This is a genomic window from Paenibacillus sp. MT86 (assembly GCF_058792535.1).
In genome coordinates this window covers 6,365,170-6,389,349 of record NZ_CM179499.1, presented here as the reverse complement: position 1 = coordinate 6,389,349, position 24,180 = coordinate 6,365,170, and the positions used below count along the sequence as shown (strand labels likewise).

At 41.2% G+C, this 24,180-nt stretch carries 20 protein-coding genes; 18 read left to right on the top strand and 2 right to left on the bottom strand.

All coding sequences use genetic code 11. The features are described 5' to 3' along the window. Positions 1 to 12: 12 nt before the first annotated feature. Entirely contained in the window at positions 13 to 1,059 is a 1,047-nt protein-coding gene (locus tag AC3RCL_RS29235) for an acyltransferase family protein (protein ID WP_492533439.1), read from the bottom strand. Between the two features lie 513 nt (positions 1,060 to 1,572). On the opposite strand from AC3RCL_RS29235, the gene galU reads away from it, so the two are divergent. Next, positions 1,573 to 2,445, top strand: a complete 873-nt coding sequence (galU, locus tag AC3RCL_RS29230; protein ID WP_492533437.1) for a UTP--glucose-1-phosphate uridylyltransferase GalU — start codon at positions 1,573 to 1,575, stop codon at positions 2,443 to 2,445. Between the two features lie 78 nt (positions 2,446 to 2,523). Here the strand turns inward: galU and AC3RCL_RS29225 are convergent, their stop codons facing one another. Then, positions 2,524 to 4,983 (bottom strand): O-antigen ligase family protein, encoded by a 2,460-nt coding sequence (locus AC3RCL_RS29225; protein ID WP_492533435.1) that lies wholly within the window; start codon positions 4,981 to 4,983, stop codon positions 2,524 to 2,526. A gap of 125 nt (positions 4,984 to 5,108) precedes the next feature. Between AC3RCL_RS29225 and rfbA the strand changes: the two genes are divergently transcribed. The 17 genes from rfbA (at position 5,109) to AC3RCL_RS29140 (ending at position 24,162) form a co-directional block, all read left to right on the top strand. Continuing rightward, a complete protein-coding gene (gene rfbA, locus AC3RCL_RS29220) occupies positions 5,109 to 5,981 on the top strand; it encodes a glucose-1-phosphate thymidylyltransferase RfbA (protein ID WP_492533433.1) in 873 nt (290 codons plus the stop codon). Positions 5,982 to 6,003: 22 nt separating this feature from the next. Then, the gene (rfbC, locus tag AC3RCL_RS29215; protein WP_492533431.1) at positions 6,004 to 6,555 is read left to right on the top strand and encodes a dTDP-4-dehydrorhamnose 3,5-epimerase; all 552 of its coding nucleotides are present in this window, start codon (positions 6,004 to 6,006) and stop codon (positions 6,553 to 6,555) included. Positions 6,556 to 6,586: 31 nt separating this feature from the next. After that, positions 6,587 to 7,624: a dTDP-glucose 4,6-dehydratase gene (gene rfbB, locus AC3RCL_RS29210; RefSeq protein WP_492533429.1), complete on the top strand. Its 1,038-nt coding sequence runs from the start codon at positions 6,587 to 6,589 to the stop codon at positions 7,622 to 7,624. A 30-nt stretch (positions 7,625 to 7,654) separates the two neighbouring features. Next, positions 7,655 to 8,509 carry a dTDP-4-dehydrorhamnose reductase gene (gene rfbD / locus AC3RCL_RS29205; RefSeq protein WP_492533427.1) on the top strand — a complete coding sequence of 285 codons (855 nt, stop codon included), beginning with the start codon at positions 7,655 to 7,657 and terminating at the stop codon, positions 8,507 to 8,509. Between the two features lie 32 nt (positions 8,510 to 8,541). After that, a complete protein-coding gene (locus AC3RCL_RS29200; protein ID WP_492533425.1) occupies positions 8,542 to 9,315 on the top strand; it encodes an ABC transporter permease in 774 nt (257 codons plus the stop codon). Positions 9,316 to 9,343: 28 nt separating this feature from the next. After that, positions 9,344 to 10,075: an ABC transporter ATP-binding protein gene (locus AC3RCL_RS29195; RefSeq protein ID WP_492533423.1), complete on the top strand. Its 732-nt coding sequence runs from the start codon at positions 9,344 to 9,346 to the stop codon at positions 10,073 to 10,075. 43 nt (positions 10,076 to 10,118) lie between these two features. Continuing rightward, entirely contained in the window at positions 10,119 to 10,979 is an 861-nt protein-coding gene (locus tag AC3RCL_RS29190; RefSeq protein WP_492533421.1) for an NAD-dependent epimerase/dehydratase family protein, read from the top strand. A 24-nt stretch (positions 10,980 to 11,003) separates the two neighbouring features. Then, positions 11,004 to 12,914, top strand: coding sequence for a rhamnan synthesis F family protein (locus AC3RCL_RS29185; RefSeq protein ID WP_492533419.1), 1,911 nt, complete (start codon positions 11,004 to 11,006; stop codon positions 12,912 to 12,914). A gap of 45 nt (positions 12,915 to 12,959) precedes the next feature. After that, positions 12,960 to 14,378 carry an MBOAT family O-acyltransferase gene (locus AC3RCL_RS29180; RefSeq protein WP_492533418.1) on the top strand — a complete coding sequence of 473 codons (1,419 nt, stop codon included), beginning with the start codon at positions 12,960 to 12,962 and terminating at the stop codon, positions 14,376 to 14,378. Positions 14,379 to 14,388: 10 nt separating this feature from the next. Next, the gene (locus tag AC3RCL_RS29175; RefSeq protein WP_492533416.1) at positions 14,389 to 15,924 is read left to right on the top strand and encodes an alginate O-acetyltransferase AlgX-related protein; all 1,536 of its coding nucleotides are present in this window, start codon (positions 14,389 to 14,391) and stop codon (positions 15,922 to 15,924) included. A gap of 111 nt (positions 15,925 to 16,035) precedes the next feature. Next, a complete protein-coding gene (gene rfbB, locus AC3RCL_RS29170) occupies positions 16,036 to 17,058 on the top strand; it encodes a dTDP-glucose 4,6-dehydratase (protein WP_492533414.1) in 1,023 nt (340 codons plus the stop codon). Next, the gene (gene rfbD / locus AC3RCL_RS29165) at positions 17,055 to 17,939 is read left to right on the top strand and encodes a dTDP-4-dehydrorhamnose reductase (protein ID WP_492533412.1); all 885 of its coding nucleotides are present in this window, start codon (positions 17,055 to 17,057) and stop codon (positions 17,937 to 17,939) included. The genes rfbB (AC3RCL_RS29170) and rfbD (AC3RCL_RS29165) overlap by 4 nt, the downstream gene beginning before the upstream one ends. 129 nt (positions 17,940 to 18,068) lie before the next feature. Beyond that, positions 18,069 to 18,998 (top strand): glycosyltransferase family 2 protein, encoded by a 930-nt coding sequence (locus AC3RCL_RS29160; RefSeq protein ID WP_492533410.1) that lies wholly within the window; start codon positions 18,069 to 18,071, stop codon positions 18,996 to 18,998. Between the two features lie 109 nt (positions 18,999 to 19,107). Continuing rightward, positions 19,108 to 20,019 (top strand): glycosyltransferase family 2 protein, encoded by a 912-nt coding sequence (locus AC3RCL_RS29155; protein ID WP_492533408.1) that lies wholly within the window; start codon positions 19,108 to 19,110, stop codon positions 20,017 to 20,019. Next, positions 20,016 to 21,416: an undecaprenyl-phosphate glucose phosphotransferase gene (locus AC3RCL_RS29150; RefSeq protein WP_492533406.1), complete on the top strand. Its 1,401-nt coding sequence runs from the start codon at positions 20,016 to 20,018 to the stop codon at positions 21,414 to 21,416. The genes AC3RCL_RS29155 and AC3RCL_RS29150 overlap by 4 nt, the downstream gene beginning before the upstream one ends. A 692-nt stretch (positions 21,417 to 22,108) precedes the next feature. Then, a complete protein-coding gene (ltrA, locus tag AC3RCL_RS29145; RefSeq protein ID WP_492533404.1) occupies positions 22,109 to 23,425 on the top strand; it encodes a group II intron reverse transcriptase/maturase in 1,317 nt (438 codons plus the stop codon). Between the two features lie 212 nt (positions 23,426 to 23,637). After that, complete coding sequence (locus AC3RCL_RS29140; RefSeq protein ID WP_492533402.1) at positions 23,638 to 24,162, top strand: hypothetical protein; 525 nt, start codon at positions 23,638 to 23,640, stop codon at positions 24,160 to 24,162. The last annotated feature ends 18 nt before the right edge of the window (positions 24,163 to 24,180 follow it).

The window sequence follows — 24,180 nt, the reverse complement described above, 5'->3', positions numbered from 1 at the left end:
AGTGATGCCAAGTTAGGCATCACTCCTTTTTGCGTCGGAACGCTTCGTTTCTGCGCGTTCATGACGGTGCTTGGATCGATAATGGAAGAGAAACCCGACGTTCGGCTCGACGATCCACCCGAAGCCGCGTTTGATCCAGGACGAGGATAGCAGCCAGGTTATGAGGGCGCCGAGCAGAATCAGCAGCAGCTTGCCTCCCGTGGACCGGAACGCTTCGAACCAGCCCAGATGCTGCATCGTTTTGACGATGAACCCGTGAAGCAAAAAGACGTACATGGTATTAACCCCACGGTCCGTGAAGGGCGTATCCGACCTCGGAATGAGGGAGAGGACGCATAGTCCCATGATGACGGTGAAGGCGTAGGTGATCATACGGTAGAGGCCTGCATACCACGAGTCCAAGCCAAACTCCAGATAAGGCATCGCCCCGTAGAACCAATTAGTTGGCAGAATCGGCGATATGACGTACAGCAGGACAAATCCGGCGGAGAGCAGGATGATCGATAGCAGTTGAAATGGCCAGGCCTTGATGACCTCCAGCCATTCCCTTTTGAAAACATATCCGATGAGAAAAAAGGGCAGGAAGTACAGCGTGCGCGAAATGCTTGCGTAATAGTCGACATCGATCGAGTACCCGAGCATGATGGACATCGCAAAACAGACGACGAGCGGGTATTTGAGCATCAGCAGGTACGGCAGAAGCATTTTCCACAGGATCATGCTGAACAGGAACCACAGGATCCAATTGGGGTAAAAGTACGTGAAATCGAGCCGATCCAAGCCTTGCATGTAATAGTCGAACAGGGTATAGAGCGTCTCGAATATGAAATACGGCACGACCAGTCCCGACAGCAGGCCGACGTATTGTTTGGGGGATTGAATGCACTTGGCGAAATAACCGGCCGCAAAAATAAACAGCGGCATATGAAACGAGTAAATGAACTGATAGATCGTTCCCATCGCTGCTTCGCCGTTAAACGGCTCGATGAGATGCCCCACGACTACCAACAGGATCAGTATGAATTTGAGGTTATCGAAATAGGCGTCTCTCTCTTTCATCAGCAACCAGCTCCTTTGGCTTTTCGGTCCATCGAAGTTTCGTACTAGTATATCGGAGAGGTCTTGGTCATTTCCATGGATAAAAATGGATTTGGTTATATTAAGTTATCGGATTCAGCTTGTGAAAGCTGTGCCAGCAACCGATAAAAGACCGAGGGAGTCATTCTGCGCTGTTGGAAATAACGACTTAAGATGGGAGAGGAATTTAGCAGTACATAAGCGGCTGATGTCCGGCGGACCGCTGATTACCAAGGAGGATAAGGCCGATACTAATTCCAGATTCTCAATAGCGCCTTTTTCGCAGACGTTTGGCATCTCCTGTTCCAATAACCAATTTACCGACTGTAGTAACGTCAAACTTGGCGAAGAGAGGGGCAACGCGGCCAAAGCGGAAAAGTCACGAATCATAAGTCGTCTGATTTTGACAATAACCGATTTTAATCGAAGGTTGGTCGGACTCATGGTACAATGGCATCAATATATTGGGAGACTTATGGGAATGGAGAAGATAGGATGAACATTCGTAAAGCGATCATACCGGCTGCAGGGCTTGGTACGAGGTTCCTGCCGGCTACGAAAGCGATGCCCAAAGAAATGCTACCCATTGTGGATAAGCCGACCATACAATACATTATCGAAGAAGCGGTCGCTTCCGGTATCGAGGACATTATCATTGTAACGGGGAAGGGGAAGCGGGCGATTGAGGACCATTTTGATTCTTCCTTTGAGCTGGAACATAATTTAGCGGAGAAGGGTAAGTGGGGACTTCTCGAAGAGGTTCGGAAGGCGTCCAACATGGCGGATATCCACTATATTCGGCAAAAAGAGCCCAAGGGACTAGGCCATGCCATTTGGTGCGCACGCAAATTCATCGGGGACGAGCCGTTTGCGGTGCTGCTCGGCGACGACATCGTGGAGTCGGAAGTACCCTGCCTAAAACAGATGATGAAGGTCTACGACGCCTACCAATCTGCCATTGTGGGCGTTCAGCCCGTCGATTGGAATGAAGTCGATCGTTACGGGATCGTAGATGGACTTCAGAAATCAGACCGAATCTATGAAACATCGAGACTGGTAGAGAAGCCATCCCGTGCCGAGGCTCCTTCCAACCTAGCCATTATGGGCCGCTATATTTTGCCGCCGGATATCTTCGACTTACTGGAGAATCAAGAGGTTGGGAAGAACGGAGAAATTCAGCTGACTGATGCGCTTTCCACCTTAGCTCATCGGAGCCCCATCCACGCGTATCACTTTGATGGGATGCGCCATGATGTCGGCGAGAAGCTGGGTTTTATTGAAACCAGCATTCATTATGCATTGCAGCGTGAAGAGTTAAGAGATGATTTGATTGCTTATTTGAGTGGGGTTTTGGCGAAGGTTCAGTAGAGTAATCTAATAAGACTTAACATATGAAAAAAGGGACAGTTGGGTAGAGGTTTTCTACCACGAACTGTCCCTTTTTAATTAGAATTGAAGATTAGCAAGCTGTTGAACATTATCCTTCGCATTCGGATCAACTTGAGTTAATTTCTCCATAAGGGCATCATCGCTTAAGTTTTGCTTTTGCAATGCTGCCAGATACCAACGAACAATTTCTTGTTGGGTTGTTTGCGAGAGATCTTCTTGTATGCCAAGCTTAAGTGCTTCAGCTGCTTGCTCCGGTTGATTCATCATGAAGTACATTTTGCCTGCATGGAGAATCATGTCGGGTGTGTTTTCGAAAGGATTACCTTGTAGTTGCCCTTCCGGTAATGTAGCTAAATGCTTAATACCTTCTTGAACTTTAACAAAGGCCTCAGTTGCAAAATTAAAGTACTTCTCTTTTCCGGCAGTATCCCCTTCTCCTAAGGCTTTCATTCCCAGGTCATACCCTTTATTGATGATCTGCTCATACCAATTAATGTCCCATTTAAATTTATAGGCATTATTCACAAGAATCTCATAAGCTTGTTCTGGTTGTTGAATCATTTCGTAACTCTGTACCAATCGATTCAATATGGATTTATTATAGGGCTCGTCTTCAAGTGCCTGATTTAAGAGATTCGAAGATAGTTGAAAGAAACTTTCATCCTGAGTCTGCTGGTAAACGGATTGATATAATGAGTTTAGTAGCAGGACGGATTCCGTATGGCTAGGCCGAATGCTGAGATCTTTGTCCAGTGGAGCTTTAATCTCTTCAAACGATGTGCTAACCTGAACAATTCTGCGAGCTTCCATACCAGCTTCGGCAGCCTGTACATAACGTATGGAAGTGATCAGTACAATAATAGAAGCAAGGCCTATAACAGCTGTGTAGATATTTCTTGCTGTTGAATCTTGTACACTCCATTTTTTGATTGGTTTGCTGTCCATTACGGCAGCCATTCCGCCAAGCCCCAGGAATACAAGAATCCCCATGAACACATAACTCATATTAAAGTCCAAAATACTGTGAATCAAAATCGAAAGGACGATGATGAGATAAAGGAAATGACGATTGCGATCTTCTTCATTGCCTTTGATATAGCCGCGAATATATTTATAGAAAATATACAGGATAAACGACATGAAAATCACAAATCCAACAATTCCGACCTCGATCAAGTACTGTAAAAAGAAGTTATGCGCTTGACGACTTGTATATGGGTTGTTCTGATATTGCTCATAGAGTGATGCCCATGCTCCCCCGCCAGCACCGATGATAGGATAGTCTGCTAGCACCTTCATGGCATCTTTGTAGAAAGTAAATCGCTCCAAAACACTGTGCTGGTTAAAGTTAATGTTCTCAAGGCGGACACTAATATTTTGTGGTAAAACAATCTTCAGACTGGTGCCGATGAATAGGAAGATCAGCAGTCCCCCAATAACTATGGAGCCGATGGGAATCCACATGTTGGAGGCCTTTTTAGTGGACCAATTGCTTAATGCTTTATCCAGTTTTGGGGCGATAAAACTTTGAATGACCCATCCTAGAAGGCCTACAACAGCAGACGCACCAAGTAAGATACCCCAACCTTTAAGGGCTCCACTGCTGCTGAAAGCTTCATTTAAACTCAAGCCCAGCTCTGTTACCGGTTTGGAAATGATCAGCGAAGCCACACCCGCTATACCGCAGTACAGGATCCACAATATTTGTTTAGCTGGCTTCAAGAATAGGAGCAGCAGAACAAATACTACGGGCAGCATGACCAGACCACCACGAGACAATGTTAACAACAGCGATACAATGATGGGTACCAACATAAAGCTGTGGAAGGCTTGGCCGTACCATTTTTTTGATTTCGTAGCGAAAAAGACTGCTGCAAATAAGAAAGCCATGAGAAAAGCAGCATAAGTATTCGCGTATTGGAACACCGAGGTCAGACGGAGACCGTTAGAGTCAGTCATTACAGCATGAGTATATGTACCGTTTAGGACCGTGTTAGAAAACCATTTTGCAATGGCCCCTGCAGTCTTGCCCTGGCCAAACCAATGCAGTAGACCGAAACCAACAATAAGATATGCTATGGCCATAATTGTATTTTGAATGATTCGGTTCCCTAACTTGTCACGGAGTACGTACAAGCCAATGATGAACATAATAGCATAAATACAATTGATGATGATCATATTCATGGCAAGACTATGGGAAGCTGCGCTGATGAGAGAAAGTATGTAAGTTAAAGGTAGTAAAAGCACACCCACAGCTAGCCAATCTCTTTCATCCTTGAGTTGGATGCTTTTATAAAATTGTGCGATCCAAAGAAATAATAGTAGAGTTGCTAATATAGCAGCCCAGAAAATTGGTTTCTCGAATTGTAGCTCTTGACCGTTGAATAGAGCTGTCTGGAAAGGTGTCCATGTCAGAAACAAGATGATTCCTGATATTAACACCCAAAACAAAGCCGGCTTCTTTCCTTCTATCCTCGACTCAGCGGCTTTTTTACCGTATACTGGATTCGACAACGTAATTAGCTCCTTTTCTTGTAGATACGACAATATTCTAGCATATCACAATTAAGGAATGTAAAGTTTCTTGGTTCTTTTTTGATTTTCAAACTATTTTACTGCTGTTGAAGGGAGATTTAACATTGAAAGGCATAATCTTAGCAGGCGGGTCAGGAACTAGACTGTATCCAATAACAAAGGGGATTTCCAAACAGATAATTCCCGTTTACGATAAACCTATGATTTACTACCCATTGTCAGTTTTAATGCTGGCTGGTATTAAAGAGATATTAATCATTTCTACCCCAAGAGACATTAAACCGTTTGAAGAATTGTTTGGTAATGGTAGCCATCTTGGACTCAATCTTTCATATGCTATTCAAGAAGCCCCCAGAGGTTTGGCAGAAGCGTTCATCATCGGTGAATCATTCATCGGAGATGATTCTGTTGCCTTAATTCTTGGAGATAACATTTTTTATGGACAGAGCTTCGGAAAAATTTTAGAGGAAGCTGCAGAGTTAAAAGAAGGAGCGACCATTTTTGGCTATTTTGTGAAAAACCCGGAAGTCTATGGAGTTATTGATTGTGATGATAAAGGAAGGGTACTTTCTATCGAAGAAAAGCCTTTGGTTCCAAAATCTAATTATGCTGTACCAGGGCTTTATTTTTATGATAATCGCGTGGTAAATATCGCCAAAGGGATAAAACCATCCGAAAGAGGAGAATTAGAGATTACAGAAGTGAATAATGAATATCTTAAATTAGAGTCATTAAATGTAAAACTTCTGGGAAGAGGTATGGCTTGGATGGATACGGGGACACATGATGCAATGTTGGAAGCAGGTAATTTTGTGGAAGCCGTACAAAAACGACAAGGATTATACATAGCTTGTATCGAAGAGATTGCTTTTAAAAAGAACTATATTTCAAAAGAACAGCTTATAGAGTTGGCACAGCCACTTCTTAAAACAGATTACGGCAGGTACTTACTTCAGGTCGCTGAAGGATTCATTTGATTATTATAAGGAGGTAGAAATCGTGGGACAATTTGATTTTATAGAGACACCTATTTCAGGTCTGACCATAATAGAGCCAAGAGTCTTTGGTGATGATCGTGGTTATTTTATGGAAACATATAACTTTAATGATTTTAAAAAAGCTGGTTTAGGAATGACTTTTGTTCAAGACAATCAGTCTAAGTCTAGAAAAGGGGTACTTCGAGGATTGCATTTCCAAACCAAATTTCCACAAGGAAAGTTAGTGAGGGTGTTGTCTGGAGAGGTCTTTGATGTTGCAGTTGATTTAAGAAAGGACTCCCCGACATTCAAACAATGGTATGGCGTAGTTCTTTCTGGGGAGAATCGGAAACAATTTTTTGTTCCAGAGGGATTCGCACATGGTTTCTTAGTGTTAAGCGAAGAAGCAGAGTTTGTGTATAAATGTACCGATTTTTATTATCCTGAATTTGAATCTGGTATAGCATGGAATGATCCTGAGTTAAAAATTGAGTGGCCCCAAGTGGATAGTCAGGAAATACTATTATCAGATAAAGATAAGAAACTAAAAACATTAGCGCAATTAAATTTATAATCTTACTTGTTGTATTTCAGGAGGGATTCGTATGGTTGAACTAAGTAACACTTCTAATAAAACATTATTAGTGACTGGCGGAGCAGGCTTTATAGGGAGTAATTTTATTCATTATATCTTAAATAAATACCCGGGGTATCGAATTATAAATTTAGATTCCCTTACCTACGCAGGGAATCTACACAATCTCACAAATGTAGAGAACAATGAAAATTATGAATTTATCCACGGTGATATATGTAGTACTGAATTAGTAGAAAGGATTTTTAGAGAGCATAACCCCGATTTTGTTTTGAATTTCGCTGCAGAATCACACGTGGATAGAAGTATTAATGATCCCTCAATTTTCTTGAGATCAAATATATTAGGTACACAGGTTTTGTTAAATGTTTGCAAAAACATTTGGGTGGGTACCGAAAAACAGTATTCAAACAAATTCCTACAAGTTTCAACTGATGAAGTGTATGGTTCTCTTGGAGAGGAAGGTTTATTTAAGGAGGAGACTCCTCTTGCTCCAAATAGTCCATATTCAGCCAGTAAAGCTTCAGCTGACATGTTTGTAAGAGCATATCATGAGACATTCGGTTTAAATATTAACATTACTCGGTGCTCTAACAATTACGGACCATTTCAGTTTCCAGAAAAATTGATACCTTTAATGATATCTAATGCTGTAGAGGGAATAGAACTCCCAATATACGGAGATGGTTTGAACATTAGGGATTGGCTTTATGTTGAAGACCATTGTAAAGCAATAGACCTTGTACTTCATCGAGGGGTATCTGGTGAAGTTTATAATGTAGGTGGACATAACGAAAAGACAAATGTTGAAATTGTGAACATAATATTAGATGTACTAAATAAGCCGAGCTCTTTGATGAAATATGTTGAGGATAGACTTGGTCATGATAGAAGGTATGCAATAGATGCAAGTAAAATCAAGCGGGAACTAGGCTGGGAGCCAACTGTGATGTTTGAAGAGGGGATTAGGAAAACAATACGTTGGTATTTAGACAACAACGACTGGCTAACTTGTATCAAGAATGGGACTTACAAAGAGAAAAAGTAGGGCTAATACTTATCTCTAGGAGAAATGAAAATGAGAGTGTTGGTTACTGGGGCGAAAGGCCAACTTGGACATGATGTTGTTCAATGTTTGGAAGCGGCTGGTGTAGGTCGATATTCAATAATAATTGTCGACTTTGACTTGTCGGAAATAGATTATACTGTTGAATACATTCGTAGTCATACACCTGATATTGTAATACACTGTGCTGCCTATACTGATGTCGATGCTGCTGAGGAAGATTATGAAAAATGTTGGACTATAAATGTTGAAGTAACAGCTGCGATTGCTTCAATCTGCAAAGAGTTAAACAGCAAAATGATATATATAAGTACGGATTATGTATTTTCAGGTGAAGAGGACACACCTTATGAAATTAATTCAAAGCCTTGTCCTTTATCAGTGTATGGTCAGACAAAGCTACAAGGAGAGCGTGAAGTTATTAGATTAGTCGATTCGCATTTTATAGTGAGAACATCATGGGCGTATGGATTGAACGGGAATAATTTTGTTCAATCCATGCTTCATATTGGTAAAGAACAAAGCTTTGTCAGTGTAGTTGCTGATCAGTGTGGATCTCCGACTTTTACTGAGGACTTGGCTGTTTTTATTATGGAACTCGTAAATTCCGAGAAATATGGAGTGTATCATGCAACTAATGAAGGTTATTGCAGTTGGGCAGAATTTGCGCAGGAAATTTTTAAAGAGTCTGGGTACCCAACAAAAGTGAACTTTATTAGATCGGATGAGTATAGAACCAAGGCAAAAAGACCAAGAAACTCTCGTCTATCTAAAAAAAGTCTAGATGATAATGGTTTTGCTCGTTTACCAGAGTGGAAAGATGCTTTAAAACGTTATTTAATCAAAAGCGGAATTACTTTCTCTTAGCGAGGAAAATATAAAATTAGGGACAGATTTATATGAGATATATTAATAATTTTTGGCGTTATAAAGGATTGCTTAAAGAATTCGTTGTTAGAGACTTGAAAATAAAATACCGACGTTCTGTATTGGGGTATTTATGGAGTTTGCTTAATCCCTTGTTAATGATGATAGTTTTAACTGCTGTTTTTTCTAACTTTTTCAGATTTGATATTCCTAACTTTCCAGTGTATTTATTATCAGGTCAAATTATCTTTAGTTTTTTTTCTGAGTCTACCACAATGTCAATGAATTCTATACTTGGAGCGGGATCAATAATTAAAAAAGTTTATGTTCCCAAATATATTTTCCCTGTATCGAAAATATTATCCTCTTTTAGTACGCTTCTATTCTCGTTGCTTGCGTTGCTACTGGTAATCTTAGCGACAAATGTTACAGTAACGCCGATTATATTGATGTTTCCATTACCACTAATATATATCTTAATTTTCTCAATAGGGATTGGGCTTATTATGTCCGTTTTAGCTGTCTATTTTAGAGATACACTGCACCTATATACGGTTTTATTGACTGCCTGGACATATTTAACACCTATATTTTACCCTGTTAGTATTGTCCCTGATTATGTTAAATCTATTATTTATTCAAATCCAATGTATTATTTCGTAGAGGCTTTCCGAGATATTGTTCTTTATCATCGATTTCCCAGTCTTTATGTGAATGTAATGTGTATTGCTTTTGCACTGATTTCATTGCTTTTTGGTTTATTTGTTTTTTACAAAAATCAGCATAAATTTGTATTACACATATGATTACTCCTGATATGGAAGGACGTTAAGCATGTCAGAATATGCGGTGGAAGTTAAGAATGTCAATATGAAGTTTAATCTTGAAAGAGAAAAAACAAGCAGCTTGAAGGAATATTTTATTAAACTGCTTAAAAAAGATTTAGAGTATAATGAGTTTCATGCTCTTAAAAATGTTTCATTTCAAATCAAGAAAGGTGAATCGTTTGCTATTGTAGGCAGCAATGGTTCAGGCAAGAGTACTATATTAAAGATAATATCGGGTATATTTAAACCGACGTCTGGAGAGGTCGTTGTTAATGGTTCAGTAGCCCCATTAATTGAGTTGGGTACAGGGTTTGATATGGAACTAACTGCAAGGGAGAATATATTCCTTAATGGAGCTGTACTAGGATACTCCAGAAGATTCATGAGTGATAATTTTGATGAGATTATTAGTTTCGCAGAAATTGAGGAGTTCGTTGATGTACCATTGAAGAATTTCTCGTCTGGTATGATAGCAAGACTTGGTTTTGCAATAGCCACATTGGTTAGACCCGATATCTTAATAGTTGATGAAATATTGTCAGTAGGGGATCAAGCTTTTCAAAGCAAGTGTGAGAAACGAATGGATGAGATGACTGCTAATGGGACCACTTTAATATTAGTTTCCCATTCCATCGAACAAGTAAAAAAAGTGTGTACAAAAGGCGTCTGGATTAACAAGGGGAATGTTGAGGCAACAGGGTTAATTGATGATATATATGCAGCGTATAGTAGTGTGTAAAAGATATATTGATATTTAATAGCAGGGGATCTAGGAGGGGCAAATGACTAACATTAAATCGATTTTGGTAACTGGAGCAGGTGGTTATATTGGTCGACATGTTGTTGAAAAGTTGTTGGATCTTGGAATAGAAGTGACTTCAGTAGATAATAACGCTGAACTCATAGATGTTCGAGCTAATAGAATCGAATACGATATATTCTCTAATAAAGAGAATATATACGAAGATTTAGGTCGGCCTGATGTTTGTTTACACATGGCCTGGAGAGATGGATTTGTTCATAACTCGGAGTCACATCTGTTTAATTTATATTCTCATTATAATTTTATTAAAAATATGGTAGATGGCGGGTTAAGGCATGTGGTTGTCATGGGGACTATGCATGAGATTGGATATTTTGAAGGTGAAATAAATGAAAGCACTCCTACCAATCCAAATTCATTGTACGGAATCGCCAAAAACAGTCTTAGACAGTCGCTTGAGGTGCTCTTAAAAGACAAGGAGGTTATTCTACAGTGGCTGCGAGCTTTTTACATTTATGGAGATGATCAAAAAAGTAAATCGATTTTTTCGAAAATAATTCAAGCAGAAAAAGAGGGGAGGGAAAAATTCCCTTTTACTTCTGGTGTGAACAAATATGATTTTATTCAGGTGGATGAATTGGCGAAACAGATTGCGCTATGTGCAACACAAACAGAGATCACGGGGATAATTAATTGTTGTTCTGGGGTACCAGTTTCACTTGGGGAAGTAGTTGAAAATTTCATATTAAAAAATAATTATCAAATTCGTTTGGATTATGGAGCATTTCCAGATCGTCCATATGATTCTCCAGCAATATGGGGGAATAATGAAAAGATAATGAAAATATTAAATAATAACAGTGTTAATTCGGGTATATAAATCATAACAACGGGAGCAGAGGAAATGAAGCTGATAGAAAAAAATGGGATTAGAAGATTAGGAATATTCTTCTTTTACGATGCACAAGGAATTGTTGATGATTATGTAACTTATTTTTTAAATGATTTAACAGATAGTCTAAATGAGTTACTAGTTGTTTGCAATGGTGTTTTAACTCCTGAATCCAGAGAGAAATTAATGAAAATTACTGATAAAGTAGTTGTTAGAGAAAATAAAGGGTTTGATGTATGGGCATACAAAGAGGGTATGGAGTATTTTGGATGGGATATTCTTTCTGGGTATGACGAAGTTGTTCTATTAAATTTCACTATGTACGGACCATTATATCCGTTTAGTGAAATGTTTGATGAAATGAATAACAGGGATTTGGATTTCTGGGGAATTACTAAGCATCATGGTTATGATTTCGACCCGTTTGGGACTATTAAGTACGGATATATTCCAGAGCATGTGCAGTCAAGTTTTATTTGTATTAGAAAAAACATGTTACAAAGTTTCGAGTTTCAAAAATATTGGGATACTATGCGTCCTGTAACTTCGTACGGTGAAGCTGTTGGTTTTCATGAAGCGATATTTACTAAAGAATTTGCTGAAAAGGGTTTTAAGTGGGATGTTTACGTTGATACGGATGATTTAAAGAAACATACGCACTATCCATTAATGTTAATGCCTCTAGAGTTGGTGAAAAACAGAAAATGCCCGGTTATCAAGAGAAAGGGTTTCTTTAATGAATATAATGAATTCTTGGGTTGTACTACAGGAGAGCCGGCTGTTGAAGTTTACAATTATATAATTAAGTATTTAAAATACGACACCAATTTAATATGGGACAATCTTTTACGTCTAGAAAACATGGCAGATATTAAAAATCGAATGCATTTTAACTACATACTACCGACTGAATATACTAAACCTATCAGTTCAAAAAAAACACATAGAATAGCTTTAATAATGCATATATACTATGAAGATTTAATTGATTATTGTTATGAATATGCTAAGTCAATGCCAAATGAAGCGGATATATATGTGACTACTCATAGTACGAAAAACAAAGCCCTGATTGAAGCGAAGTTTGCTGAACTTAGCTGTAATAAATTAGATGTGATAATAATTGAAAATAGAGGTAGAGATGTAAGTTCACTTTTAGTTGCAACAAAGGATTTCATTTTTAATTATGACTATGTTTGTTTTGCACATGATAAAAAGACAAAACAATTTGAGCCTTACAGTATAGGGGAATCTTTTTCATATAAGTGTTTCGAAAATGTGCTAGGGTCTGATTTTTTCGTGAAAAATGTTATTCAAACTTTTGAAGATAACCCACGTCTAGGTCTACTAACTCCTCCGCCACCTAATCATGCAGCTTTCTATGGAGTTTTGGGTACCGAGTGGGGCGCTAATTTTGAAATTACAAAGCAACTATCTGACAAACTCAATCTGAACGTAAACATGGATAACCATAAAGAACCAATATCTCCCCTAGGAACTATGTTCTGGTTTAGACCGCAAGCATTAAAGACATTGTTTGATTACGGCTGGGAGTTTAAGGATTTCCCTGAGGAACCAAATGCTAACGATGGCACCCTACTTCATGGAATAGAAAGATTATATAGTTTCGTTGTTCAACATGAAGGATACTATCCTGCATGGTTAATGACAGACTCATTTGCAAGGATAGAAGTAACCAATTTGCATTATATGCTAAGGGAAATGAATTTAGCGTTATTTAACAATTTGGGGCATCACTACGGTCATATTCAATTAGTCAATACTGTGTGGGGACAGACATCCATAAAGGCTATTCTTAAGCAAAAGCTTAAACAAAAGCTTAAGAAATGGCTTCCTACATTCATGTTTAATTGGCTGAAGTCAGCTAGAAATAAAATTAAATATAGTTACGCAAAATCCTAACAATAAGTATTCTTATAGCCACGTATTGAAATGAGGGTTTAAAGAATGGTTTTTAGTTCTTCAGTTTTTTTGTTTGTTTTTCTCCCATTAGTTCTACTCATTTATTATTTGTTGAAGGTTGAATATCGAAACTTTTTTTTGCTTGCTTCTAGCTTGTTATTTTATGCTTGGGGTGAGCCGAGATTTGTATTTGTCATAATATTATCAATCTTAATAAATTATCTATTTGGTATAATAGTACATTACTTACAAGATCGATCTTCATTGTGGACAAACCGAATCGTTCTACTAATTGGCGTTGCAGCTAACTGCGGATTATTATTTTATTTTAAATATTTTGACTTTTTCATTTCTAGTTTTAATTCTGTTACAGGATTCAATTTGCCATTGCAACAAATTATATTGCCAATTGGGATTTCATTTTTTACATTTCAGGGACTTTCCTATGTAATTGATATATACACTAAAAAGATTACTGTTCAAACCAATCTTTTAAAATTTGCATTATTCAAATCATTTTTTCCTCAGATGATTGCAGGACCAATCGTTAGATATGTAGATGTGAAAGATCAAATTGATAATCGAAATACTACAATTGACGATTTTGCTTATGGTATACGACGTTTTGTTATTGGACTAGGGAAGAAGGTTATTATTGCTAACACATTAGGCGAAGTTGCTGATAATATCTTTAACCTTCCTTATTATGAAAATACAATGGCTACCGCGTGGGTAGGAGCATTGTGTTATGCCTTCCAAATTTATTTTGATTTTTCCGGATATTCTGATATGGCTATAGGGCTAGCAAGGATGTTTGGGTTTAAATTTCGTGAGAATTTTGATTTTCCATATATTTCACGCAGCATAACGGAATTTTGGCGTAGATGGCACATTTCCCTGTCCTCATGGTTTAGAGACTATTTGTACATACCTCTTGGTGGCAATAGAAGGGGGAATGTATACGTAAACTTGTTTATAGTCTTTTTAGTGACAGGACTATGGCATGGTGCAGCTTGGAATTTTGTTATTTGGGGATTATGGCATGGCTTGTTTATCTTGATTGAACGCGTTATGAGAAATTCAAAGTGGACAATAAAGATGCCAAGCTATATTGGTTGGTTGTACACTTCTCTAGTTGTAATAATTGGCTGGGTATTTTTTAGAGCGTCTGATCTGGGGCATGCAGTTAATTATCTTGGGATTATGTTCGGTTTCAGGTCACCGTATAATGTTGGCTTCAGCGTCTGGTATTACCTCGACCCAATGGTTATTACGATTCTAATTATTGCATTTATAGCTTCAATACCCATTACCAAATATATTCGAGATAACGTGGGGCATTACGAGGAACATAGTGGATTGAGTCTATTCATCCAAAATGCTTTTGTTGGTCTTCTTCTTGTACTGTGTATGATGTTTCTGGCAACAAATACTTACAATCCATTTATTTATTTTAGATTTTGAGGAGTAAAGGATGAAGACACACAAAATTTATAGCTTTTTTTTAATTGTGTTTTTTATTATCGCTATCTCATTCCCTTTGTTAGGAGTCAATATATGGCCAGGACAAGTTTCAAAAGCAGAAAATAGAGTATTAACAAGTTTTCCTGATATTAGGAATAGTGAAGGTGTTATTAACAGCCACTTTATAAGAGACTTTGAGATGTGGTTTAACGATAACATGGGATTAAGGGACAAATTGGTGATTTCTAATACAAAATTGCAATATAATATTTTTGGAAGATTAACCAAAAAAGACACTCTTATCGGGAAAGATAATTGGCTTTTTTATGTTACTCCAGAAATTTTAAGGGATTATCAACATTTAAATCTACCGACAGACAGTCAACTTTTAAAATGGAAGTCATCACTAGAAAAAGTAGATTCTTATCTCAAAGCAAAAGAAATTCCTTTTATAACGATGTTGGTTCCGGATAAAAAGACAATTTATCCGGAATTCTATCCCGAAACAATTAATAAAATTGGAGATCAGTCTAGAACAGATTCTGTAAGCAATTATCTTACCAATAACTCAGATATTAATTTTTTCACTCCTATCGATGCACTTAATAATACAAAGTCAGAATTAACTTTGTATTCACCACGGTATGATAATGCTCATTGGAATAATAATGGAGCATTTGTGGGTTATACAGAGCTAATGAAAAGAGTGAAAGAGTATCTCCCTGATATTAAAATATACGAGCGGGATGATTTTGAAATTATCCCGTATGAGAGAGAGTTTAAATTATATAACGCTATATCGTTTGGGGAAACTGATTACTCATTTAAACTAAAGAAATCCAAAGCAGTAAAGAAGAATGAGGTTTTAAAAACTTTAAATTTGATTCATAGTGATTTAAGTGTTCATTACGAAAATGAAAATAAAGAGTTACCCAAAGCTCTAATTCTAGGAGACAGTTACTTATTTGAATTTATGACACCGTATCTTGCAGAGAGTTTCTCTGAGTTTACATTTATTTATACCGATAATATTAATCGAATGGAGAGTTTTATTAATTTATTTGATCCTGATATCGTGATTTATGAAAATGTGGAGAGAATGTTTGAAGGTACAATGAACACTTTATGGAGCAGCACTGAATCATTTAAAGATTATAAAGTATATCATGATTTACCGGTTAAAGAGGGACCTTTAATGTGGCTTGATTTTGTTAACGGTGAGTTTACTACCAGTCAAGAAATTATTAAGATTGATCCTTCACAAGAAATTGTTAGTCTGTCAGGGTGGGCAGTCGATTCATTCGCCGAGAATGTAGCGAGTCACATATATCTAAAAGTAGGGGATAATTATTACGCTGGTGAGTACGGTGTTCCTCGGCCTAGTGTTTCTGAAACTTTCAATAATCAAGATTTATTGAATTCTGGTTTTATATTTAACGTAAAAACAGAGGACATCTTAAAGCATGAGAAAGTGAGCATGTATATAATTTCTAAGGATAAGACCTATCAGTATTCACCTTTAGTATTTAAAATACAAAGAAAATAATAAGGTGCTTTTATAGAGGCTTCGGTGACTTTCACCGAAGTTTTTTTTTGAACATTTTTTAAGACAGTGAATAACCTAATCTAAACAGTGTCCCATATGGAGGAAGTGAGGATGAAACTTCTTATTACCGGTGGCGCCGGTTTTATCGGCAGTAACTTTATTTTATATATGATTCAGCAGCATCCGAATTACCAGATCATCAACATGGATGCACTTACGTATGCAGGCAACCTTGAAAACTTAAAATCCGTTCAAGACCACCCTAACTATTCTTTCGTGCAAGCAGATATAGCTGACAAACCAGCGGTGGACGCGATTTTCCAACAGGGTATCGATGTGGTTGTTAATTTCGCGGCAGAATCACACGTAGATCGCAGTATTCTGGAACCGGAAATTTTCGTAAACACCAATGTCATGGGTACACAGGTTCTTCTGGATGCGGCCAAAAAATATGGAGTGACTAAGTTCGTCCAAGTATCCACGGATGAAGTATATGGATCCTTGGGCGAAACCGGTTTGTTTTCTGAAACGACGCCACTTGCACCGAATAGCCCATATTCTGCCAGCAAAGCAGGCGGGGATCTGCTCGTAAGAGCATACCATGAGACCTTTGGTCTCCCGGTTAACATTACCCGCTGCTCGAACAATTACGGTCCATACCAATTCCCTGAGAAGCTGATCCCCCTGATTATTTCTCGTGCCCTAAATGATAAATCCCTGCCGGTCTACGGCGATGGCCTCAATATTCGTGATTGGCTGTATGTCGAGGATCATTGCAGTGCGATCGATCTGGTTATTCATCAGGGGAAACTAGGTGAGGTTTATAATATTGGGGGCAACAACGAACGTACCAATGTTCATATCGTCAAAACCATTTTGAACGAGCTGGGTAAGCCGGAGTCACTGATTACTTACGTGACAGACCGTCCAGGCCACGACCGACGTTATGGCATTGATCCTACAAAAATCATGAACGAGCTGGGCTGGAAGCCAAAGCACAACTTCGAGACAGGCATTAAGGAAACGATTCAGTGGTATTTGAGCAACAAAGAGTGGTGGACGAGAATTCAATCCGGCGCATATCGTGATTATATAACCCAGCAGTATGGCAGCCGTTTGGGTGGGAACGGATGAAGGTATTAATCACAGGAGCACATGGTCAGCTAGGGCAGGATATTGCGCGGATATTAAACCTAGCTGGTCATGAGGTTTTTAGCTGCGGAAGAGAAGAACTAAACATAACGGACTTAGATCAATGCTTCCAAGTAAGTTCAACCCGCCGACCGGACTGGATCATTCATTGTGCGGCATATGCCGCGGTTGATGCTGCAGAGACGGATGTGGACGGTGCTTATCTCGTGAATGCAGTAGGTACTAGAAACATGGCTCTCGCTGCTGAAAAAATCGATGCCAAGATCGTATTTATTAGCACGGACTACGTTTTTAGTGGTACGAGTGAAAGGCCATATAACGAGTATGATTCTCCCGACCCGCAAAGCGTTTATGGAAAGTCCAAGCTTGCAGGGGAACAGATGGTTCAACATTTTTGCTCTCGTTGGTTTATTGTGCGAACTTCATGGTTGTTCGGTTTGCGTGGCAACAACTTTGTAAAAACGATGCTTCGTCTAGGACAAGAAAAACCGCTGTTAAAGGTGGTTAACGACCAAAAAGGTTCGCCCACCTACACGGTAGATCTGGCGCAGTTCTTGATAAACTTAATTTCCACTGAAAAATACGGTATATATCATGCCTCCAACAATGGTTCTTGTACTTGGTATGAGTTTACTAGCGCCATTTTTGAAGAGGCTCGTGAACAATTGGGACTTACCATAACCGCTGAATTGCAGCCTTGTACTACTGAAGAGTTTCCAAGACCCGCTCCACGTCCGGCCAATTCAGTCATGGATCATTTAGCTATCCGACTAAACCAATTTGAGGATTTGCCACATTGGCGTGAAGGGCTGAAGCAGTTTATGCTGGATATGAAGCAGCACCCTGAACTATACTTAAAATGAATACAGCGACTCGAAAGGCCTGATCTGTATGATCTGGCCTTTTTTAGCTAGCTTCTTTCTCTATAGACCTCTCAGCTGTATTGGGTCTACGAGATTATTGATTTCAAGTGTTTTTTCGGAGGTTCCCGTATGAAAAAAGTGCAAGTATTGTTATCCGCCTACAACGGCGAACAATATATATCCGAGCAAATCCAGAGTATTCTCCATCAGACGCATGCTGCTGTCTCCATCCTGATAAGAGACGATGGATCGACTGATAAAACGATACAGCTTCTCGACCAATGGGTGACAACACACCCCGATAAGATCAAGCTCACAAAAGGAACGAATGTTGGCGTTGTGTCCAGTTTCTTTGAACTTCTGCGTGCTGCAGATGCTGAGGCTGATTATTACTGTTTTTGCGACCAGGATGACGTGTGGCTTGATCATAAGGTAGAGCATGCTATAGCCCGCCTAGACTCCGCTATATATACGGAAGTGCCGGCGATGGTATTTACATCAACCTACCTTACGGATGATAAGTTAAACAGGAAAGGTGCATGGCCAAAGCCTCCTGCTCAGGAGCCCTCTTTCTTCAATGCGTTATACGAAAATATTGCCATTGGCGCGACTATCACGATGAATCGATCGGCGAGAAACCTGTTTATCAATAGTCAATCGGTGGACAGTCAAAAGGTTCTTATGCATGATTGGTGGTTCTACCTGCTCGTTTCCGCATTTGGAACCGTAATCTACGATAACAAGCCATCCATGTTATACCGTCAGCACAATAATAATGTGGTAGGGGGCAGCAACTCGATCGTAGGTAAATTGAAGAGCAAATGGGCCAGTTTTAAAAGACATACAGGCAAAGACTTGCTGCATAAACAAGCGAGCGAGTTTGATCGAATCTATGGATCGCGATTGACTGGCGAACAGAAAGAGCAGCTGGATTTATTTCTTGCAACTCGCACAAGATTCATGGACAGGTTACGTTATGCACGCAAGAGCAAGTTGTACAGGCAATCCAAGGCAGAGAGTTTGTTGTTTAAGTTTTTTATTTTGATCGGGTTTATATGAGGTTGAATGAAATAGGGCCGAGCAAACTTATTCCTTGATATTCCTTCTTTCCCTACGAACTATGCTATAATGTCGATAGATTACTATATTTGTCAGGAGACGTTATGCAATGGATTTAAGCATTTTAATCGTGAACTACAATACCTGTCAGCTGACGGTGGACTGTTTGCGATCCGTGTTTGCATCGGAGACGGAATATACATATGAAGTGATTCTGATAGATAACAACTCGAAGGATGAGTCCGTTCAAACCATTCGGGAGTTATTCCCGCAGGTCAAGCTGATCGAGAACACGGAAAATACCGGCTTTGCCAAAGCCAACAATCAGGGGATGGAAGTGGCGGAAGGCCGCTATATGCTGCTGCTAAATTCCGACACGATTATCCAGCAGGATACGATCCAGACGATGGTCGCTTTTATGGACTATAACCCGATTATAGGCGCTTCCGGCTGCAAAATCGTCCTCCCAGACGGCTCGCTGGATAAGGCCTGCAAAAGAGGGTTCCCGACGCCTTCGGCGTCCTTCTATTATGCTTTTGGGCTCAGCAAGCTGTTCCCAAACAAGCCGGAGTTTAACCAGTATCAGCTGGGGTATTTGAATCCGGACGTAGAGTATCCGGTGGATTGTTTGGTCGGTGCGTTCATGCTGGTACGCCGCGAGACGATTGAGCAGGTGGGCGGGCTGGACGAGACCTTTTTTATGTACGGGGAGGATATCGACTGGTGCTATCGCATCAAGCAGGCGGGATGGGGCATTCACTATTATCCTCGTACGACGATCATCCATTATAAAGGCGGCAGCGCCCGGCGCCGGCCGTTCAAGATCATTTATGAGTTCCATCGGGCGATGATTCTTTTTCATCGGAAGCATTACCGGCAGAAATACAACATATTCGTTAATGGAGCCGTATATGCGGGCGTTGGTCTGAAATTGCTCTTATCCCTGCTCACGAACCGGCTTAAGCCCATTCGTCCAGCAACGATGACGCAATCTTCAGGTGGAGTGGAGGTGAAATCATGATCCGCCAGAATCAGGGCTTTCTGACCAAATTGTATATGTTGACCGACTTTGCCTTTATCCAATTGGCGTTTCTGCTCGCATGGTGGGTGAAATTCGAGAGCGGTTGGTTTCCGTACGAAAAACCGCTGCCCATCGAATCTTACGGAATGTGGAGCTTGATATACGGCGGGGTTGCCTTGGCTGTCGGCATCATGATTTCCTTATATTCACCAAAGCGGAAAAAGCGCTTTGCCGACGAGTTCATGAAGATCTTCCAGATGCATTTCATCGGAATGTTCATTCTCCTCAGTATTATGTTTTTTGTTAAAGAGGTGAATATCTCCCGTTGGTATCTTGCGATATACATGATTCTCAATGTAGCATTCATCATTTTGTACCGTTATTTCTTAAAGACGTCCCTGAAGCATTTTCGGGAAAAAGGCTACAATCGCCAATTTGTACTCATCGTGGGTGCAGGTACGCTGGGCAAGCAATTCTTCAAAAATCTGAAGCAATACCCGGAGCTTGGATATGAAGTTGTCGGTTTTCTGGATGATTACCAGCAGTGGGACGACATCGAAGCCAGACGGCTTAAACCCATTTTGGGGTCGGTCGGTGATCTACATAAGGTGTTAAACGAAAAGCTCGTCGACGAGGTCGTACTAGCCCTTCCGCTAAATGCGCACCACAAATACCCGGAGATCATCGCCGCTTGTGAAAAGGCCGGTGTCCGAACGCTGATTATCCCGGACTTTTTCGATTACCTCCCGGCACGGCCGGTGTTTGATAATTTTGCTGGTATGCCGATGATCAACGTGCGAGATATTCCACTGGACCTTGCGGCAAACCGCCTGTTCAAGCGAGCGTTTGATATCGTATTCTCCTTAGTCGCGATTATCCTGACCCTGCCGGTGATGATCGGAATTTACCTCGGTGTCCGATTGACCTCCCGGGGCCCTGTCATTTTCAAGCAGGAGCGGGTCGGGCTGAACCGCCGAAACTTTTATATGTATAAATTCCGGTCGATGAAGCCGCTGCCGGAAGGGGCGCCGGATACGGGCTGGACGGTGGAGAATGATCCGCGCCGCACCAAGTTCGGCTCATTTCTCCGGAAGACCAGTCTGGATGAGCTGCCGCAGTTCTTTAATGTCCTGTTCGGACATATGAGCGTGGTGGGCCCAAGACCGGAACGACCTTATTACGTTGAACAGTTCAAAGAGGAGATTCCGAAGTACATGGTGAAACACCACGTACGCCCGGGCATCACGGGGTGGGCGCAGAGCAACGGCCTGCGGGGGGATACCTCGATTGAGGAACGGATCAAGCATGATATTTTCTATATCGAGAACTGGTCGATTCTGTTTGATATCAAAATCATCCTGCGTACCATTCGCAACGGGTTTAAGAATGCTTACTAGAGTGGAGGCTGCCGCTGCTTGCCGATTGGGAGAGTAATCTGCCTTCCGGGTCAGGCTGCTGCAATCAGTCGGCCTTAAAGGCAGGCTCGCCGACACTTTACCATGAAGAATAACTCAAATAAAGGATCAGGCATCCGTAAGGGGATTGCCTGATTTTTTTCATTTGTAGCGTGCCCAGCTAAGCACGCATCCTCTAGCCGGTTGAAAGTCCGGTCACGGGAGGGGCCAAGCCCCCGTGTAGCTAGGATACCTGTGCATGGCGAGATCTGTGCGTAGAAGCGTATCGACGAAAGTGCCTGTCGGAGATAGGGCGAGCAACATACCAGGCCGTAACATAAAGTGAATCCTGCCGCGTCGTCAAAGAGGCCTCCCAAGAGGGAAGAGAGGAAGCCGAATCTCGTGCAAATAGATGAAGGCCACGGAAGCTGTTTAGAACTTGGAGCGGCAGCGAAGAATCCTCTGGCGTAAAGGGAGCGGCATGGTATGAAAGAGGATGCAGTGAACTGGGGAGACCCTCCCCTGCACGAAAAAAAATCGTAAAAGGATGCTCTATAAGCCGAACAGGTGAAATGGGTCATCTGCAGGAAGGGAGTCCGAGGGGCTCATATTACCGAGGAACCGCAGGACAACATAACCGGCGGGAGGGAAGGAGCCCTGCTTTGTTCATGTTTTTTTTTAGGAGGTACGAGTCAGTGAATGCCAACCGGCTAACAACACCAAAGGAAAACGTTCAACAACTCCAAAAGAAACTAGGTCATGCGGCCAAAGAAAACAAAAAGCGCAGATTCCACGCGCTGTACGACAAAGTCTATCGAATGGACATCTTAGAGGAAGCTTGGCGAAGGGTACGAGCAAACAAAGGGTCGGCTGGAATCGATGGAGAAACATTCTCGGATATCGAGAAGCAGGGAGAAACATATTTTCTCCAAGAGTGCCAGCGATACCTAAAGGAAGGCAAGTATCACCCACGGCCCGTCCGCCGGCACTACATTCCGAAGAAAGACGGGAAACAAAGACCGCTGGGCATCCCTACTGTCCGAGACCGTGTCATACAGATGGCAGCGAAACTGGTCATGGAACCGATCTTCGAAGCGGACTTTCAGGTCTCTTCATTTGGATTTCGTCCGAAACGAAGTGCAAAAGGGGCGCTGGACCGAATCCGGAAAGCCTGCAACCGAAAAGGGAACTGGGTGGTCGACGTCGACATCCAAGGCTATTTTGATAACATCAACCAAGAGAAGCTCATGAAGCTAGTGGGCATGCGAATCAGCGACAGACGTATGCTTAAGTTGATATGGAAGTGGTTGAAGGCGGGAGTAATGGAAGAAGGAAAGGTCAGGCGCTCAGACCTGGGCACACCGCAAGGCGGAGTGATCTCTCCGCTGCTCGCGAACATTTATCTGAACTATTTCGATATCCTATGGGAACGACATGGAAGTGGAATCCGGGAGCTTACGCGCTACGCAGATGACCTGGTGGTCGTCTGCAAAACGAAGAAAGACGCAGACAGGGCATACGAACTGATTCGTGCCATCATGGAGCGGCTGGAACTAGCGCTACACCCCGTCAAAACGCGCATCGTCGGACTATGGACAGGGGAAGAAGGATTCGATTTTCTAGGTATGCATCATCGCAAGACCAAAGCCGAGACGTCTCAAGGCAAAGTGTACTACACAACCCAACAATGGCTGAGCCGGAAAGCGGAGGAACGCATCCGGGAAGTAGTAAAAGAACGTCTGGCTCCACCGAATATGCGGCATAAGTCACTCCTGGAACATGTGGAGTGGCTGAACCCGAAGATTCAGGGGTGGCGCAACTACTACTATACGGCCTACAGTCAACGAAAGATGGCAAAGATGGCAAAGTTGGATTGGTACATCGTACAACGTTTTGCGAGATGGTATGTAAAGAAGAGGCAACGTTCGCGGTGGCAGAGCACGGTCAAGGAGATAAGGTACATGACGAGTCAATGTGGACTCAAATCGCTTTTGCAATCTGCATGCACATGAATGACGAACATCGGAAAGCCGTATGAGGGAAAACCTAACGTACGGTTTGATGAGGAGGGGCAGAATTTCTCTGCCCTTTACTCTAGTAACAAAAACGGAGGCAATTAGGTTGAATTGAAGGAATTCGCAAGACTAGCGTAGAACTTATTGCCTAGAACTATTGAACCAATCAATACATAATGAGAACAGTGTGTACGAGGAAGGGAATGTCCATGAAATCAACAACTACCTTAGCTGATGAATTCAAATCTCTGATTCATGACTTAACGACGGAAGTATCCGGTCATACGGTCATTCAGGAGATGAAGAGCAGTGAACGAATATTACAGACGGCAAGTACCCATCTGCCCGAGGTATCTGAGAAACTGCAAGCAGCGGCAACACAGCTGCAATCCATGATAACAGGTCTCGAAGCCGGCCTACAGTCGGTTGAGGAGCGTGTCGAGCAAGTCGACAAAGAATTGACGCATACCACCAGACAACTGCTATCCAGCTTTAAGGATTCCCATAAAGAATATATGGAACAGCTCCATGAAGCGCAATCCGCTTTATCGGAGAAGGTGGATAGGGAAATCGTGATGCTTGAATTGTCGCTTAAAAATGAGATGAACGCCTTGAAGACGATGCAACAGGAACACACTGAGAACCACAAAGGGTTCCGCAGGACGGTGTATTGGCTGCTCGGCATTCAACTGGTTCTGATTATCGGCGGAATAGCCGCGGGATACATTCTTTAGTGGAGGCGCGCGCATTAA